Source organism: Confluentibacter citreus, assembly GCF_002807055.1.
In the GTDB taxonomy this organism is placed as follows: domain Bacteria; phylum Bacteroidota; class Bacteroidia; order Flavobacteriales; family Flavobacteriaceae; genus Confluentibacter; species Confluentibacter citreus.
In genome coordinates this window covers 226,365-243,566 of record NZ_NIXN01000007.1, presented here as the reverse complement: position 1 = coordinate 243,566, position 17,202 = coordinate 226,365, and the positions used below count along the sequence as shown (strand labels likewise).

At 34.2% G+C, this 17,202-nt stretch carries 15 protein-coding genes; 5 read left to right on the top strand and 10 right to left on the bottom strand.

Annotation, left to right across the window (positions count from 1 at the left end; translation table 11 throughout):
* Both CDH49_RS13895 and CDH49_RS13890 read left to right on the top strand, forming a co-directional pair.
* The coding region (locus tag CDH49_RS13895; RefSeq protein ID WP_157805327.1) for a LamG-like jellyroll fold domain-containing protein at positions 1–5,187 on the top strand (5,187 nt) is incomplete at its 5' end.
* Between the two features lie 199 nt (positions 5,188–5,386).
* On the top strand, positions 5,387–6,178 hold the full coding sequence (locus CDH49_RS13890) for a hypothetical protein (protein ID WP_157805326.1): 792 nt from the start codon (positions 5,387–5,389) through the stop codon (positions 6,176–6,178).
* Positions 6,179–6,216: 38 nt separating this feature from the next.
* On the opposite strand, the gene hisS is transcribed toward CDH49_RS13890, so the two are convergent.
* The 5 genes from hisS to rpsF all read right to left on the bottom strand — a co-directional run bounded on the left by hisS (position 6,217) and on the right by rpsF (position 9,661).
* A complete protein-coding gene (gene hisS / locus CDH49_RS13885; RefSeq protein ID WP_100616133.1) occupies positions 6,217–7,599 on the bottom strand; it encodes a histidine--tRNA ligase in 1,383 nt (460 codons plus the stop codon).
* A gap of 432 nt (positions 7,600–8,031) precedes the next feature.
* Positions 8,032–8,499 carry a DUF6495 family protein gene (locus CDH49_RS13880; RefSeq protein ID WP_100616132.1) on the bottom strand — a complete coding sequence of 156 codons (468 nt, stop codon included), beginning with the start codon at positions 8,497–8,499 and terminating at the stop codon, positions 8,032–8,034.
* A gap of 62 nt (positions 8,500–8,561) precedes the next feature.
* Positions 8,562–9,008: a 50S ribosomal protein L9 gene (gene rplI / locus CDH49_RS13875; protein ID WP_100612566.1), complete on the bottom strand. Its 447-nt coding sequence runs from the start codon at positions 9,006–9,008 to the stop codon at positions 8,562–8,564.
* 12 nt (positions 9,009–9,020) lie between these two features.
* Positions 9,021–9,320, bottom strand: coding sequence for a 30S ribosomal protein S18 (rpsR, locus tag CDH49_RS13870; protein WP_100612565.1), 300 nt, complete (start codon positions 9,318–9,320; stop codon positions 9,021–9,023).
* Positions 9,321–9,322: 2 nt separating this feature from the next.
* Entirely contained in the window at positions 9,323–9,661 is a 339-nt protein-coding gene (gene rpsF / locus CDH49_RS13865) for a 30S ribosomal protein S6 (RefSeq protein ID WP_100616131.1), read from the bottom strand.
* Between the two features lie 197 nt (positions 9,662–9,858).
* On the opposite strand from rpsF, the gene CDH49_RS13860 reads away from it, so the two are divergent.
* Positions 9,859–10,554, top strand: coding sequence for a LytR/AlgR family response regulator transcription factor (locus CDH49_RS13860; RefSeq protein WP_100612563.1), 696 nt, complete (start codon positions 9,859–9,861; stop codon positions 10,552–10,554).
* Positions 10,555–10,709: 155 nt separating this feature from the next.
* On the opposite strand, the gene priA is transcribed toward CDH49_RS13860, so the two are convergent.
* The 3 genes from priA to nadC all read right to left on the bottom strand — a co-directional run bounded on the left by priA (position 10,710) and on the right by nadC (position 15,056).
* Positions 10,710–13,163, bottom strand: coding sequence for a replication restart helicase PriA (gene priA, locus CDH49_RS13855; RefSeq protein ID WP_100616130.1), 2,454 nt, complete (start codon positions 13,161–13,163; stop codon positions 10,710–10,712).
* 3 nt (positions 13,164–13,166) lie between these two features.
* Positions 13,167–14,105, bottom strand: a complete 939-nt coding sequence (locus CDH49_RS13850) for a YihY/virulence factor BrkB family protein (RefSeq protein ID WP_100616129.1) — start codon at positions 14,103–14,105, stop codon at positions 13,167–13,169.
* Between the two features lie 90 nt (positions 14,106–14,195).
* Positions 14,196–15,056 (bottom strand): carboxylating nicotinate-nucleotide diphosphorylase, encoded by an 861-nt coding sequence (gene nadC, locus CDH49_RS13845; protein WP_100616128.1) that lies wholly within the window; start codon positions 15,054–15,056, stop codon positions 14,196–14,198.
* Between the two features lie 125 nt (positions 15,057–15,181).
* Here nadC and rlmH point away from each other — a divergent pair, with 125 nt between their 5' ends.
* Entirely contained in the window at positions 15,182–15,655 is a 474-nt protein-coding gene (gene rlmH / locus CDH49_RS13840) for a 23S rRNA (pseudouridine(1915)-N(3))-methyltransferase RlmH (protein WP_100616127.1), read from the top strand.
* 79 nt (positions 15,656–15,734) lie between these two features.
* Here the strand turns inward: rlmH and CDH49_RS13835 are convergent, their stop codons facing one another.
* Together CDH49_RS13835 and CDH49_RS13830 are read right to left on the bottom strand one after the other, a co-directional pair.
* The gene (locus CDH49_RS13835) at positions 15,735–16,034 is read right to left on the bottom strand and encodes an HPF/RaiA family ribosome-associated protein (RefSeq protein ID WP_100616126.1); all 300 of its coding nucleotides are present in this window, start codon (positions 16,032–16,034) and stop codon (positions 15,735–15,737) included.
* Between the two features lie 103 nt (positions 16,035–16,137).
* On the bottom strand, positions 16,138–16,506 hold the full coding sequence (locus CDH49_RS13830; RefSeq protein WP_100616125.1) for a DMT family protein: 369 nt from the start codon (positions 16,504–16,506) through the stop codon (positions 16,138–16,140).
* A 77-nt stretch (positions 16,507–16,583) separates the two neighbouring features.
* Here CDH49_RS13830 and CDH49_RS13825 point away from each other — a divergent pair, with 77 nt between their 5' ends.
* Complete coding sequence (locus CDH49_RS13825) at positions 16,584–17,156, top strand: non-canonical purine NTP diphosphatase (protein ID WP_100616124.1); 573 nt, start codon at positions 16,584–16,586, stop codon at positions 17,154–17,156.
* The last annotated feature ends 46 nt before the right edge of the window (positions 17,157–17,202 follow it).

Genomic DNA, 17,202 nt, shown 5'->3' with positions numbered 1-17,202 from the left:
GGCACCACTCAGGCCGCCGTGGACGGGGGAACCATAAACATTACCGTTACAGCAACCGATGCCGCGGGCAATACCGATGTTCAGACAGTGGTGATAACAGCGCAGGATGATATCGACCCGACCATTGCATGCCCAGCTCCAGTAACAGTAAACACATCTGATGATGGTGCAGGAAACTGCTCAACAACAGCTAACATAGGAATACCAACAGCATCTGATAATTGTACAACATCTGGCAACTTTACTTTTATAGCTAGAGTTGGAGGCACAATAATAAATCCTACTACATATGTATTTCCTGTTGGAAACACAACCGTAGTATGGACCGCAACAGACCAAAATGGCAATGAATCTGATTCCTGTAATCAAACCGTTACAGTAATTGACAATGAATTTCCAACAGCCTCTAACCCTGCTCCAATTGTAGCTTCTGGATCTGCACCTGCACCAGATATTAATGTTGTTATTGATGAAGCTGATAACTGTACCGCCAATCCACAGGTGGCATGGGTTAGTGATACACCATCTGGTACTTGCCCTGTAGTGGTTACTAGACTTTATAGTGTAACCGATAATGCTGGAAATAGCAGGAACGTAACACAAACAATAACTGTTAACGATGCTATCGATCCTATTGCAAGTTGTATTGCTCCATACACACTTACTGTTACCCTAGATGGAGTAACTGGTGAAGCCACAATTTTACCAAGTCAAATTAATGACGGTTCTACAGATAACTGTGGCCCCATAACACTTAGCTTAGACAAAGACTCATTTGGATGTAGCGATATTGGTACCAATACAGTGACTTTAACGGTTACAGACAGTCAAGGTAATACCGATACATGCGAAACCATTATTACTGTAAATGCACCTACTATTGATAGTGGGACACTTACGGGTTATAATGTCCAAACAGAAACTTCTGCTGATGCTTCCGATGTTATTGAAATAACCGCTTGCCCAATAGACCCTGTTACTGGCGATACTATTCAACAAGACGTTCTTTTAACTTTATCTGGCATAGATCCAGCTTTAAACGATGATATTGCACGTTGGGAGTATTCTACAAATGGTGGCGGTAATTGGTCTACAATTGCCAATACAACTACAACATATACACTAATGGATGTTCAAGTTACCACCATGTTAAGAGCAGTGATAAATGTAGGTGATTGTTTAGGGTTTTCACCTATAGCTATTATAGCTGTAATACCTCCTGATATACCTCCTACTATAACAAATAATCCAGATTTGACTATTTGTTTAGGAGAATCTGTATTGGTTGAAGTTGAAAGTCAATATGGCGTTAATTCTGAATTGAATGAAGGAGGATTATTTAATTTTGCTAACCCCGAAGGATGGAGGATAAACGGTATTGATGAATGGAAACTTCCAGCAAGTAATAGTAGTGAAAAGAATTCTATTTGGGCAGAAATTACAAATCAGACTGGCGGCAGGGATGCCTCTGGAACCCTATACAATGCAACAGATCCTAAATATGTTATTGTACATGGTGATTTAAGAAATATTAGAAGACAAGGTCAGCCATGGGGGAATACATGGTCATCCTTAGAAACACCTATTTTTAGCACTTATGGCCTAACTGATGCTACATTAACATTTGATACCGCATACTTTTTACAAGCTAGTGCGGAAATTAAAATAGAAATTTCTACTGATGGAGGCAACACTTACGATCCTTTAGTAAATCCACTAGACCCTGGTATAAATACATTTAATGGTTTACCTCATGATTTTTCTGGGCCATCAACATCTGGTGCTGGCACTCATATGGAGAATTTTGTTCCAATAGAAATTGATCTGCAAAATTACATAGGCTTAAATAATATAAGGATTCGTTTTTATTTTGAAGCAGGAAGTAGCATAGGAAGTTCTTGGGCATTAGATAATGTTCAGATCCCTAACAACCCAATTGATGAAGAAATTGAATGGACGGATGATTTTGGCGTAGTGGTTAATACTGGATCTAGTGTAAATATAAGTCCTCTCACACCGGGTGTGCAAAATTATGGGGCAACATCCTTAATTAATGGTTGTAGAAGTAATGATACTTCTGGTACTGAGTTTATTACCATTGAAGCTACATTATCTTATGCAGGCGAAAATATAGTTCCAATTACTAATGAGTGTGGTGAAGATACTGTAACACTGCATGCTTACGATAATACACTTACAGCTCAACAAAATTATGACAATGGTGTTTGGAATGGTAATTATAAAGTTCCTAATGCGGCTCCTGCCTCTCCAGATTACCCTGGTACTGGTGAAATTGGAACTTGGACTGTAACCTCATTTCCTACCGCATGTGGAATCAGTAATTACTCATTCTCTGACGTAAATGACCCTAATGCTATCTTTACAGGTGTACCTGGGACATATACTCTTACTTGGACCGTTAATGAATGTTCCAGTAATGTACAAGTGACTATCAATAGTTGTAGCCAGATTGATTTTGACGGTATAGATGACTATGTTACTTTTAAAGACAATTATGATAGAACAGGGCCTTTTAGTATTGAAATGTGGGTGAAACCAGAAGATTTAATTGGTACCCAAAGTATTTTATCTAAACGTAATGCCAATGATTTATCTACAGGATACGATTTAAGATTAAATGGAAACTCTGTAGAATTCCATTGGGACAATAATTCCATTTCAAGTAATGCTATCGACGCAACAACATGGCATCATATTGCTGTAACGTTTAATGGCAGTACTTATAAACTATACATGAATGGGGTTGAAAAAGCAAGTGCTAATGGTAGTGCTCCTACCCCTAATGACATGGAATGTATTTTAGGTGCTACGGATCAAGCTAATAATCCTCCCAACAAGCCCGTTAATTATTATCATGGCTGGATTGATGAACTAAGAATATGGAATAAGGCTTTGGATGTTGAACATATTCATCAAATGATGAATCAAGAAATAAAGCTGAATGGTGCCGATGATGTTATGGGGGAAATCATTCCATTAAAAATTTATGGTCAAGACGCCACACAAGATGGCATTGAGGATAATCCATTGCTATGGTCCAATTTAGATGGCTATTATCGCATGGATTTAAATTGCGGCTATTTAACGCCAACAAAAGGTAGTTTGAGTGGTCGATTGAGAAATATTTACTCTGACCAAGAAGAAACAGCTCCACTGCCATACAGATCGGCAAACAATGGCTTATGGGAAACCAATAGCACCTGGGAACAACCTGTTGTTTGGTACCCTCCAAATAGTACCGTAAACGGAACCAAGATCGATTGGAATATTGTTGAGACCTCCCACAACATAACTTCCAATGCAAAAGATCTGACGTTATTAGGCTTATTTGTTAAAACTAATGAATTAACCATCACCAATAGCGCTGGTGCCCAAGATGAAACCAATCTAGGTCATGGCCTTTGGATAACCCATTATTTAAAACTTGACGGGAAAATTGATTTGGTTGGTGAATCGCAGTTAGTGCAAAAACGCTATAATACAGGTGGCAACCCCACCATTCAGTTTAACGAAAGCATTCTAGATGTAACAAGTTCGGGAGATATTGAACGTGACCAACAAGGGGTTGTAAATAAATTTAACTATAACTACTGGGGGTCGCCTGTAGGTGCCAAAAATACCACCAGCAATAACATGCCGGCAACCTTATTTAATAACAAGTTGGATGGTACAAATACAAATAATCCGCAGACAATAAACTGGCGACCTAGTGGCTATGATGCTTCGCCAACCAATCCTATATCTATACCGGAATATTGGTTATGGACTTTTGAAAATAGAACCTCTAATACCTATTCTAGTTGGGTTAAATTGAATAAAAACTTACCTATCAAAGCAGGTTTAGGCTATACCATGAAAGGAAGCGGATCTAGCAATGCATACCAAAACTATACATTCATAGGTAAACCAAATAACAATGTGATTACTAATTCTGTAAATATAGGCAATGAGATATTAATTGGAAACCCATATCCGTCTGCTATCGATGCCAGAGAATTTATTAAAGACAATATACCACTAATTAGCCCTTTCCCAGATCCTATTACTGGTTTAGATATGCCTACAACAGCTCATCCAACAACAACAGGCAGTATTGATGGGACTCTTTATTTCTGGATACATTATACAACTAATAATACGCATGTTTTAAGAGACTATCAAGGAGGTTATGCTACATATACTTTAGCAGGCGGTGTGCCTCCCGTATCTTCTCCCTTAACCACTACAGATGGTTATGGAATTAGTGGAGGCGGATCTTCATTATTAGAGCCTGGTGATTATATTCCAGTGGCTCAAGGCTTCTTTGTTCATTCAGCGAATGTTAATAAAATATCCAATGAAGTTAGATTTAAAAATAGCCAAAGAATCTTTAAAACTGAACAAAATCCGGACGATTCAAGATTTTTAAAACCAAGTAGTTCTACTGCGAAGAGTGGCTCAAATCCAGCTGTGGATGACACTGCCATTAGGCGGATTAGATTCCAATTTAAATCGCCTGAAGGTGCTAGAAGACATTTGTTATTAGCTTTTACTGCTAATAATGAAGCTTCCGACGGATTTGATTATGGTTATGATGCCAAGGTGTTCGAAACATTGCCTAGTGACATGTTGTTTATGATAAATAATGATAAATATACAATTCAGGGTGTTGGTGCTTTTGATGAAACAAAACAATACCCGTTTGGTATATTCCTTAAAAAAGCAGGTCCAGTTGAGATATCTATTCCTAAAATGGAGCATATAGACCCAAGTACTAAAGTTTATATTTATGATAGTTTATTGGAAACCTATACCAAGATAAATGATAAAGATACTAAGTATACTGCCAATCTGGAGGCTGGCAATCATATAAACAGATTCTTTATAACATTTATGAAGAATAATAAGACGCTATCTCTAACGGATGAAACATTAGATCAGTTCCAAATAAACTATTTAAGCAACACTAAGGAAATATTGATACAAACGTCACCTGATACAGAAGTTAATCAAGTGTATTTAATGAATATATTAGGACAAACTTTAAAATCCTGGAACAAAACAAACTTGCCTAGCATCTCTAATGATATTAGAATTTCCGTCGGTAATGTATCAGAAGGAAATTATATCGTTAAAGTTGTTTCTTCTTATGGAACCATTAGTAAAAAAGTGATTATAAATCAATAATTTTTACTTTAAAAATTTAAAAAAAGCTACCTAAGAAATTGGGTAGCTTTTTTTATGTATAATTTATATATTTTTCTTACTTTTTTATTTTAAATAGTGTATTTCATCGATTATATTTACTTTTAAAAGATAATTACCCGTAATTGTTTGTATCTTTGATAAATATAATCAAGGATTGTTCATTATAAACCCAAATCTAATGACCACAAAAATACACTTTTACTTATTGTGCTTGTTATTTATGGTAATGAGCAGTTTTACTACCAGTTTAGAGGCACTTACCCCAACTAGCAACATCCAACGAGTTAGAATAGACTTTCATATGCCTAATGGCTATGTAAGGCATTTGTTATTTGCTTTTACAAAAGATAATTCCGCAAGCGATAATTATGATTACGGATTTGATGCCATTAATAGAGACAATTATCCTTATGACCTGAATTGGATTATTAATGACTTAAGATGTACCACTCAAGCAGTGGGAGCTTTTGATGACTCTAAAAAATATCCTCTAGGCTTATTCATGTCTGAAAATGGTAATATTGAAATCTCCTTGAATCGATTAGAAAATTTTGATGCTCCTATCGATTTATTTATTTATGATGCCTTATTGAATACATATACTAAAATTAACGATGTCAACTATGCTGCCACCATACCAAAAGGTGATTATTTAAATCGTTTTTATTTAGCTTTTAAGAGTGAAAATAACTCCTTTTTTGCAAAAACACTTGGCACTGAAGACATAACCTTGAAAGATACCAAAATAAGTTATTTGAATGACTCACAACAATTGTATATCAATACAAACGACAAATACATCGTTAAAAATATTCATGTTTATAATCTCAACGGACAAAAAGTTTTTACTTTAAGTCAGGTCAATTCCAAACTAATCAAAATTCCATTGCAAATTAGTCAAATTAAGTATGGCATCGTAGCCATAGAAACCGACCAAGGTGGACTTACTAAAAAAATAGTCCTAAATTAATTAGTGTTTTCATTTAATAAAAAGAGTCTTATTTATATTTAAGACTCTTTTTTTATTTCTGATATTAAATCTTGAAGTGCTAGTTTAGACTGTTCGCCAGAAACCATGTTTTTAAGTGTAAATGTATTGGAATTCACTTCCTCCTCGCCTACCAAAACCACAAATGGAATCGCACGTTTATCGGCATGTGCCATTTGCTTTTTCATTTTAGCGGCATCGGGGTATAATTCGGCGTGAATGCCTTGTAATCGTAATTGTTTGATGGCTTTTAAACTGAATAAGGCTTCTTTATCGCCAAAATTAATAAACAATACATCGATGTTTTTAGTCACGGTTTCTGGAAATAATCCCAATTCCTCCAATACCAAATAAATACGATCCAATCCAAAACTAATTCCAACTCCACTCATTGGACTATTTGATCCAAAAATACTCGTTAAATCATCATAGCGTCCACCGCCTCCAATAGAACCCATCTGCACTTGTTTTGGAGCAGCGACTTCAAAAATGGCACCTGTATAATAATTCAATCCGCGCGCCAACGTAACATCTAGTTGTAATGTGGCGGTAGTTAATCCTAATTCAGAAATAGCTGAATTTATAAACGATAGTTCATCAATCCCTTTTTTGCCTTCTTCGGAAGATGATAATATGGTTTTTAAAGAGTCTATTTGCGATTCAAAAGAACCTGATAAAGTAAATAAAGGCTGTAATTTAGAAATCCCAACTTCTGAAATACCTTTGGAAAACATCTCTTCTTTTACCTTCTCCTCGCCTGTTTTATCGAGTTTATCTAAAGCAACCGTAAAATCGATTAACTTATCGGATGCTCCAATAACTTCAGCAATCCCAGATAATATTTTACGGTTATTGATTTTAATGGTAACGCCTTCAAGTTTTAATGCTGAAAAAACAGTGTCGTATAATTGAATAAACTCCACCTCTTGCCATAACGAATCACTTCCAACCACATCGGCATCACATTGATAAAACTCCCTAAAACGGCCCTTCTGTGGTCTGTCCGCGCGCCAAACAGATTGGATTTGGTAACGCTTGAATGGGAATTCTATGTCGTTTTGGTGTTGTACTACATAACGTGCGAATGGGACGGTTAGGTCATATCTCAGGGCTTTTTCTGAGATGTTTTTAGTTAATAGTTGATAGTTGTTAGTTGTTAGTTGTTCTTGAGGAATCTTATCCAAATAATCCCCAGAATTCAAAATCTTAAAAATCAATCGATCCCCTTCATCACCATATTTTCCCATAAGGGTTTCAGAATTTTCAAAACTAGGTGTTTCAATGGGTTGAAATCCAAAGGTTTCAAATACGCCACGAATGATATTAAAAATATAATTGCGTTTTGCTACCTGTTCTGGGTTAAAATCCCGGGTTCCTTTTGGGATGCTTGGTTTTTGGGCCATAGTTATGCCTGCGAAGGCAGGTATCTCTTTAAAATTAGTATTTATATCAAGCGGATTAACTCCGTTGAATCTTCGATTTCCTACTTGTATAGGAACATCAAAAATAATTAATGATGACGAAATAGTAATGCATTATATTACTTTTTAATTAAAAAGCGAAAAAATCTCTTATATTGAAACTGAATTATAATAATATAGTTAATCTATTATGAGATTGCCACGTCGTGCCTCCTCGCAATGACAAAACAGTTACAAAAATAATAATGAAAAACGTCATTGCGAGGCACAAAGCAATCTCATAATGACGAACTAGTATAAACAGGTTGCTTTAGTCGTTCCTCCTCCTCATCGTCATTGCGAGGCACGAAGCAATCTCATGATGCGAAACTAGGATTTAGCAGATTGCTTCGTCGTGCCTCCTCGCAATGACGTTCAATTTATCAATTTATCAAAATATCTAAACAAATCGCCTTTGGTAATAACGGCACCTTGCTGTATCAACTTAAACTTGTCAAGGTTTTTATCATTGCCATAATCTTTTTTAGCTTGTAAAAACTCCACATCGTCATTCATCAAATTGTCACGCAACCAATTATAGCCTTCAGTCGTGGTGATGTCTTTATCATTCTTCACTTTTACACCAATAACACGCATATTGCTATCATTCAAATGAAACAAATGCATTTGGTTTGGCGATAAATGCTCTAAATACTTAGCGGCATTCAACGCACCTTCCCAAATTAAATCGCTAAAAACATCCAGTTCCATTTCCGCCAACTCTGGTCTGTTTACCTTTAAATTGCTCCATTCATCAGCGGTAACGGACTGTGTTGCCAAAAAATTAATGAATTCTTGGTGCAATTCCTCAAATTGTTCTTTAGTAAGTCTTGTGTACTTCATCAAAAATTATTTATAAAAAAAGCCCCAACACTGTTGAGGCTTTTAAAATATGTTATAAAAGATTAGTTTGCTTGTGCAACAACCTCAAAAGGCAAATCTACAGTTACCGCTCTGTGTAAACGTATGACGGCGTTGTATTTACCTGTACGTTTAATAGTTGCAACAGTAATGAATTTTTTATCAATTGAATGACCTTCTTTTTCTAAAGCTTCAGCTAAATCAATGTTTCCAACAGATCCAAATAATTTGTCACCTGAACCAACTTTAGCAGCTATTTTAATTTCCAATGCTTTTAAAGCATCAGCAATTTTAGTAGCCTCATCAATAATTTTCTTTTCTTTATAAGCTCTTTGTTTAAGGTTTTCTGCCAATACTTTTTTAGCAGAAGCTGTAGCCATAACAGCTTGTCCTTGAGGAATTAAAAAGTTTCTACCATAACCGTTCTTAACTGTTACAACATCGTCTTTAAATCCTAAATTTTCAACGTCTTGTTTTAATATAAGTTCCATAGTTATGCTATTTTATTTTAATAAATCTGCTACGTAAGGCATTAAAGCTAAATGACGCGCTCTTTTTACGGCAACGGACACTTTTCTTTGAAACTTTAACGAAGTTCCTGTTAAACGTCTTGGTAAAATTTTACCTTGCTCATTTACAAATTTCAATAAGAAATCTGGGTCTTTATAATCTATGTATTTAATACCAGATTTTTTGAAACGACAATACTTTTTAGTTTTGTTGGTTTCAATGTTCAACGGGGTCAAATATCTAATTTCTCCGTCTTTTTTACCTTTAGATTGTTGTTCTATTGATGTTGACATAATTAAGCTTTTTGTTTAAGTTTATCTCGTCTTCTCTCTGCCCAAGAAACAGCATGTTTATCTAACGCTACTGTTAAATAACGCATAAAACGCTCATCACGTCTAAACTCTACTTCTAATTGACCAATTACCTCACCGGCAACAGTGTACTCAAATAAGTGATAAAAACCACTTTTTTTGTTTTGGATTGGATAAGCTAATTTTTTAAGCCCCCAATCTTCTTTTGATACCATCTTAGCGCCGTTAGAAACAAGAAAATCTTCGTATTTCTGTACTGTTTCCTTTATCTGGTCTTCAGATAAAACGGGATTTAAGATGAAAACAGTTTCATAATGATTCATAAAATTCTATTTATTGTTTATAAATTGGGTGCAAAAATAGTTATTATCTACATATAAAACAATAAAAATTATAGTATATTTGAGTCAGCAATTAAATGTTAAAAAAAAGTTAAATTAAACAGTTTAACGATGTTTTTTGGTTTTTAGCCGAATTTTTTGTACTATTGTCGATATCTTAACCGAAATATCATAATGTTATGACTTTAAACTGTGTAGTAGTAGACGACTCAGCGATACAAAGGCTCTCAATTGTTAAGCTTGTAGAGAATCACCCCAATCTCAACTTAATAGCAGAGTACAGTAGCGCTTTAGAGACTAAAAATGGTTTAAATACGCACCAAGTTGACTTGATTTTTTTAGACATTGAAATGCCAGTGCTAAACGGATTTGAGCTTTTGGACGTATTAAACAACAAACCCCAAATTATTTTTGTAACCGGTAAAACAGAATATGCTTTTAAAGCATTTAACTATGACGCTACCGATTACTTACACAAACCAATTACTAGAGAACGTTTTAATGTTGCTGTTGAAAAAGCTTTAGAGCAACACAAATTAATACAGGACTTCAACGAAGAAGAGGGAGAACATATCTTTGTTAAGAGCAATCTTAAAAAACGTAAGGTATATATTAAAGACATTAAATGGATTGAAGCCCTTGGCGATTATGTGAAACTGGTAACGGAAGACAGCAGCCTTGTGGTATTGTCTACCATGAAATCTTTTGAATCTGAATTGCCTGAAGGTAAATTTTTAAGAATCCATAAATCATACATAGTTAATCTTGATAAAATTGACAGATTTAACAGTAAAAATGTTGAAGTGGGTGCTTACGAAATTCCGTTGAGTAGAAATAAAAAGACGCAACTTGTCGATGCTTTGAATAATATATAGAAACTTGCTTAGTCAAACTGTCCCGATAGCTATCGGGATGTTTTAGTTTCTCATATATATTATAGTAAAAGGTAATGAGATCCCGATATTCATCGGGATAAGTTCAACTACAATGTTTTATTTTGTTTCGAAAAACTTATAAAACATGAGTTTCACTAAAAGTTATCAACATTTATAATTAACTTAACTGACCGAAAATCTTTAATACTCAAGAAGCTGTTATTAATTTTAATAATAGCTTCTTTTGTTTTTAATAGGGATTGCTTTTTGGGTATTTTCACCAAAATATTTTTATAAAACTGATTTCTAATCCGGGATATTGGTGGCGATTCTGGCCCCAGGACATGCTCTTCAAAAACCTGTCTTAACGATTTGGCTAGCCATATAGCTGCCGTATCTACCTTAGTATAATCTTTATGTTTTAAGGTGATTTTAATTTGCTTATAAACGGGTGGATATTTAAAATTATATCTCTCGTTCATTTGCTCGTTAAACATTCCTATATAGTCTGTATTGGAAACTTGTTGCAAAATAGCATGATATGGATTATAGGTTTGAATTAATACCTTGCCCCTAACATCGGTTCTCCCTGCCCTACCCGATACTTGTAACATTAACTGAAAACTACGCTCGTGTGCCCTAAAATCAGGGAAATTCAATAAATTATCGGCATTCATAACGGCTACCAACTTCACATTCCTAAAATCCAAGCCCTTGGTAAGCATTTGTGTGCCTACCAAAATATCAACTTCCAATTGCTCAAAAGCCGTAATTATCTTTTCGTATCCATATTTACCACGGGTGGTGTCCAAATCCATGCGAGCCACTTTATAATCTGGAAATAAGGCTTTTACTTCTTCTTCTATTTGTTCGGTTCCAAAACCTTTACTATCCAGTTCAGAACTCCCACAAGCCATACAGCTTTTCAGCATGGCCATTACATAACCGCAATAATGGCAACGTAATTGGTCTCTATATTGGTGGTAGGTTAAACTAACATCGCAATTTGGACATTGAGGTGCATGACCACAGGTATTACATTCTACAATGGGCGAAAACCCACGTCGGTTTTGAAACAATATAACTTGCTGTCCATTCTTTAAAGCATCAGCCATTTCTTCAATTAGCCGGTCACTAAAATGACCCTTCATCAATTTCCGTTTGTGCTTATCCTTAATATCTACCAATTCAATATCGGGCATCAACACATTATTATACCGCTGACTGATTTCAACCAACCCATATTTATTTTGCTGCGCATTATAATAACTTTCCAAACTTGGTGTGGCAGATCCTAAGAGTGTTTTTGCTCTGTGGATATTAGCCAAAACCACTGCCGTATCGCGTGCATGATAACGTGGTGCAGGATCAAATTGTTTGAATGATTGTTCGTGTTCTTCATCCACGATGATAAGTCCTAAATCATTGAAGGGCAAAAACATAGAAGAACGTGCTCCTAGAACTATTTGCGCTTTCGCTGCATTTTTTAAAACATTGTTCCAAACCTCTACACGCTCATGGGTGGAATATCTAGAATGAAAAACGGACACCTGTTCACCAAAATAATTTTGCAAACGTGTTATCAATTGCGTCGTTAAGGCGATTTCTGGTAATAGATACAGAACCTGTTTGCCTTTTTGTAAGGCGTCTTCAATGAGCTTAACATACACTTCGGTTTTTCCAGAAGACGTGACACCATGAAGCAAGGTAATATTATGAGTTGCAAAAGATTCTTTAATTTCTTTTAAAGCTATAGCCTGATAGTCGTTTAAGTCTTTAGAATCTTCATTGGCTTCACCAGAATATTGGATTCTATCCATTTGAATATGGTATTCTTCTAAAATACCTTTATCAATCAATGATTTTACAATGGCAGGAGACGCATCACTTTCAGTAGTTAAATCCGATACCTTTACTGGTTTTTTTGTTTTGGCTGAGATAGAAAACAAGGTCATGATCACTTGTCGCTGTTTGGGCGCTCTATTTAAATCATCCAGCAATTTATGAAGTGCCGCTTCTGAAGAAAAATTATTGTGTAATTTAACATAACGTACCAGTTTTGGTATATACTTTTCATAAACTTCTTCATCTAATTGAATGGCATTTTTTTCCAACAACCTATTAATAACTGGTAATACATTTTTTTTGTCCAGAATATTAACAATGTCATGGATTTTTAATGAGGATTGGTGTTGTAATGCCTCGTAAACCAGAAACTCATCATCTTTTAAAGTAGATTCATTAATCTCTTTAATATTATTCTTACTAATGATGGTTTCACTTTCTAAAATAAATGCACTAGGCAAGGCTGCTCTCATGACGTCACCAAGGGTACACATATAATAATCGGCTATCCAATGCCACAATTGCAATTGTTTTTGGTTTACAATAGGCGAATCATCTAAAATTTGATGGATCTCCTTAGCCTCATAAACCGTGGGTGCTTCATTATGAATGTTATAAACGATGCCTGTATAAATTTTAGATTTCCCGAAGGGAACCGACACTCGCATGCCTATTTTTAAAAAATCTGCTTCCGATTTCGTAATGCTATAAGTAAATAACTTTTGAAGCGGTATAGGAATAATAACATCAACGAAATACTGCATACGTTATTTCCTTTTTTTAAGCCTATTTAAAGATACGTTTAACTCGTAACCTAAAAGTAGAACATTTGCATTTAGCCATAGATAAAACATCAATATTAAAAGCGCTCCAATAGACCCATACAGCTTATTATAATTGCTAAAGCTTTCAATATATATACCGAATAAGAATGATAAAAGAGCAACCAAAAATGTAGTAAATAGCGCGCCTATAGAAAAGAATTTAGAATCTTTGCCTTCCCTTGTACCAAAATAGTATAAAACAGCCGTAGCAAAATAGACCATAATAACAGAAAACATATATTTAACCGTATTAAACCAAAAAACCATTTGTAATTTGTTTTCTGTACCATCATTGATGGACAAAAGCAATTTTTCTACAACATAAATTTGAAAATAACCCAAGAACACAATCATAATAATAAGTAAAAATGCTAATATTAGAGCAATGCTTAAAGCGTATAAATATTGACGGAAGATATTTCTTGTTATGTGACTGTGATAGGAATTTTCAAAGCCAGAAAATAACGCATTAATGCCATTTGCCATTAAAGCAATGGATAAAATAAAAACAGAAGATAATAATCCGCCCCTTTGAGATTGGTCTATATTCTCAAAAATGTTTTCAAAGAAAAATTCCGATGTACTTGTGGGTAAATAAGATTCCAAAAACTTTAAAAAATCGATTTTAAAATCATCGATGGGCACATACGGTATAATAATTAGAACAAACAATAAGAAGGGAAACAATGCCATAAAAAAGCTAAAAGCAATAGCACTTGCCCGAGTTGTTAAGGCGCCTTTTACGATACCAGTAACATATAATTCCAATAAATCATAAAGAGACAAACCCTCAAGGCCCGGTAATTTAAATCGTTTAAAAAAACGAACCAATACATTTAAAACAGGAATTTTCGCTAGCTTGTCTTCAAGTGGTTTGGTCATTAATAATTTGCATAAGGGTTTAAAGCAAAGTTATTAAAATAATGAGTTACATAAGCCCTATAACTAATTAAACTATGAAGTCTTTGAATGTTATTTTATCGCTTTTAAGCTTAAATCCATATTATGGACTGAATGTGTTAAAGCACCACAGGAAATATAATTTACACCACACTCGGCGTAATGCCTAATGGTATCTTCATTAATGTTTCCAGAAGATTCCGTTAAACATTTATCACCAATCAATTTTACGGCTTTTTTAGTGTCTTCGTAATCAAAATTATCAATCAAAATCCTATAAACACCATCGTTTTGCAATATTTCTTTAACCTCTGTTAGATCTCTCGCTTCTACCATGATTTTTAAATCTTTCCCTGTTTCCTTAAGATATTCTTTGGTCATTTCAATGGCTCTTGTAATGCCCCCAGCAAAATCTATATGGTTGTCTTTCAACATAATCATATCAAACAAACCAAACCTGTGGTTTTCGCCACCACCAATTTTTACGGCCCATTTTTCAAGCATTCTGATTCCAGGCGTTGTTTTTCTTGTATCTAGAATTTTTGTTTTTGTGCCTTTCAACAAATCTGAGAACATTCTAGTCTTAGTAGCAATGGCACTCATACGTTGCATACCATTTAAAACGGTACGTTCACATTTTAATATAGATTGTGGCGAGCCTTCAACATGCAAAACCACATCACCATAAGTAACTTCAGAACCATCTTCAATAAGAATATCTACTTTCAAGGTTTTATCAACATAAGCAAAAACGCGTTTAGCATAGTTAACACCAGCTATAATTCCTTTGTCCTTCACTAAAAGTTTTGCTTTTCCTCTTGCATTTTCAGGAATACATGCCAAAGAGCTATGATCTCCATCACCTACATCTTCCCGTATAGCATTAGAAATTATTAATTCTATCTCGTATTCAAATTGTTCTTTGGTTATCATTGTTTTAGAAAGTTTGCGCTAAAATAAGAAATTGATTGGCTAATTGAAATTTTGGAATTACGAATTTTGTATTTTTTTTTAATTTAAATCCATTATTCATAAATACTAAATACTAATTTTGCCATATGACCATTAAGCTATTAGCCATAGGGAAAACCGATGATAAAGACTTGAAATCCTTAATAGAGGTTTATGCAAATAGGTTATCTTACTATATTAATTTTCAATTGGATATCATTCCAGATATAAAAAATGCCAAGAATTTAAGTGAAACCCAACAAAAAATAAAAGAAGGTGAACTCATATTGGGAAAAATTAGTAATACAGATGTGTTGATTCTTTTAGATGAAAATGGGAAACAATATGATTCCGTAGGGTTTTCTGAATATTTACAGAAATACATGAACTCTGGCATCAAACAATTGGTTTTTGTTATTGGTGGCCCTTACGGATTTTCTGATGAGGTTTATAACAAAGCAAATGGGAAAATATCACTTTCTAAAATGACATTTTCCCATCAAATGATTCGATTATTTTTTACCGAACAACTGTACAGAGGATTCACCATTTTAAAGAATGAACCCTATCACCACAGGTAAAATAATTAATAATGAAAAATGTAAAGTGAAAATTATAAAACCATCATCGCTAATGATTAATTCTTCATTATTAATTGATTTAATACGTTTTATAAACTTCTTTTCTCTTTTTTAATTGACGTTCTAAATCACTGATAGTTTCTCTAACTGATACTTCAAAATTTGGTTCGCTAGATGAGGCAAAAATTCTAGGGCCAGGTAAACTTAGCTCAATATTACAAATTTTACCAGTTTCACGTTCATTTTCGTCTTGCTTAAAATACACGGTAGCACTAATTAAAAACTCATATCTATCAAATAATTTCCTCAATTTTTCTTCAGTGAATGCTGATAACGTTTCACTTACATCAACACCTACATATTCAAAATTTACAATCATAACTTAATTTTTATTTAATTTGTTTATACAGTGAAGTTACATTTTTTACAATCATTTTAACCTAACATCCATCATAAAAAAAACATAAATATTCATGTAAGTGTCATTTCTTAAACATAAAATAAACAGCTAAGACCAAAAACACAAAGGCTATAATATGATTGGTTCTAAACGTTTCTGTTTTAAAAAAAACGAGTGTGAATATCGCGAAAACCACCAAGGTTATAACCTCTTGCAGAAGTTTTAATTCAATAAGTGAAAATGGTCCTCCATGTCCTTTAAATCCTATTTTATTAGCGGGCACCTGAAAAGCATATTCAAACAAAGCAATAAACCAACTAATCAACACGATGGCTACTAAACCTAGTTTGTTGAACCATTTCCACTCGGCAAACTTTAAGTGTCCATACCAAGCAATGACCATGAACGTATTACTCAATACCAAAAGCACAATGGTTAAAAGTCCCTTCATAGATAATATATTGTTAAAAAATGAAACTAAATTAGTCTATTTTTTTGATTGTCTTAATTTTGAAAAAAATAAAATTTATGCAACTTGTTTTTGCCACAAATAATCTCAATAAAATAAAAGAAGTCCAAGCCTTAATGCCCCAACATATCAAATTATTGAGTTTAAAAGATATTGGTTGTTTTGAAGACCTTCCTGAAACCCAAAACTCAATAAAAGGAAATGCCATACAAAAGGCAGAATTCATAAAAAATCACTATGGCTACGATTGTTTTGCAGACGATACAGGGCTTGAAGTTGATGCATTAAATGGGGAGCCGGGGATTTATTCTGCGCGTTATGCAGGCGAACAACGAAATGCAAACGACAACATGAATACGTTGTTAAGTGCTTTAAAAGATAACCCAAATAGAAAAGCCCATTTTAAAACCGTTATTGCATTAGAAATTAACAATCAGCAACAAGTATTTACAGGTATTTGTGAAGGTGAAATAACTAATAGCAAACAAGGAGAAAATGGTTTTGGTTACGACCCCATTTTTAAACCCAATGGATACCAAAAAACATTTGCCGAAATGGATTTAAACCTTAAAAATTCCATTGGTCATCGCGGCAAAGCTGTATCCCAATTAATCGCTTTTTTAAATTCTTAGAACTTAAAAATTAAATATTAAAAAACAAAAAAGCTAGTTGGCAGTT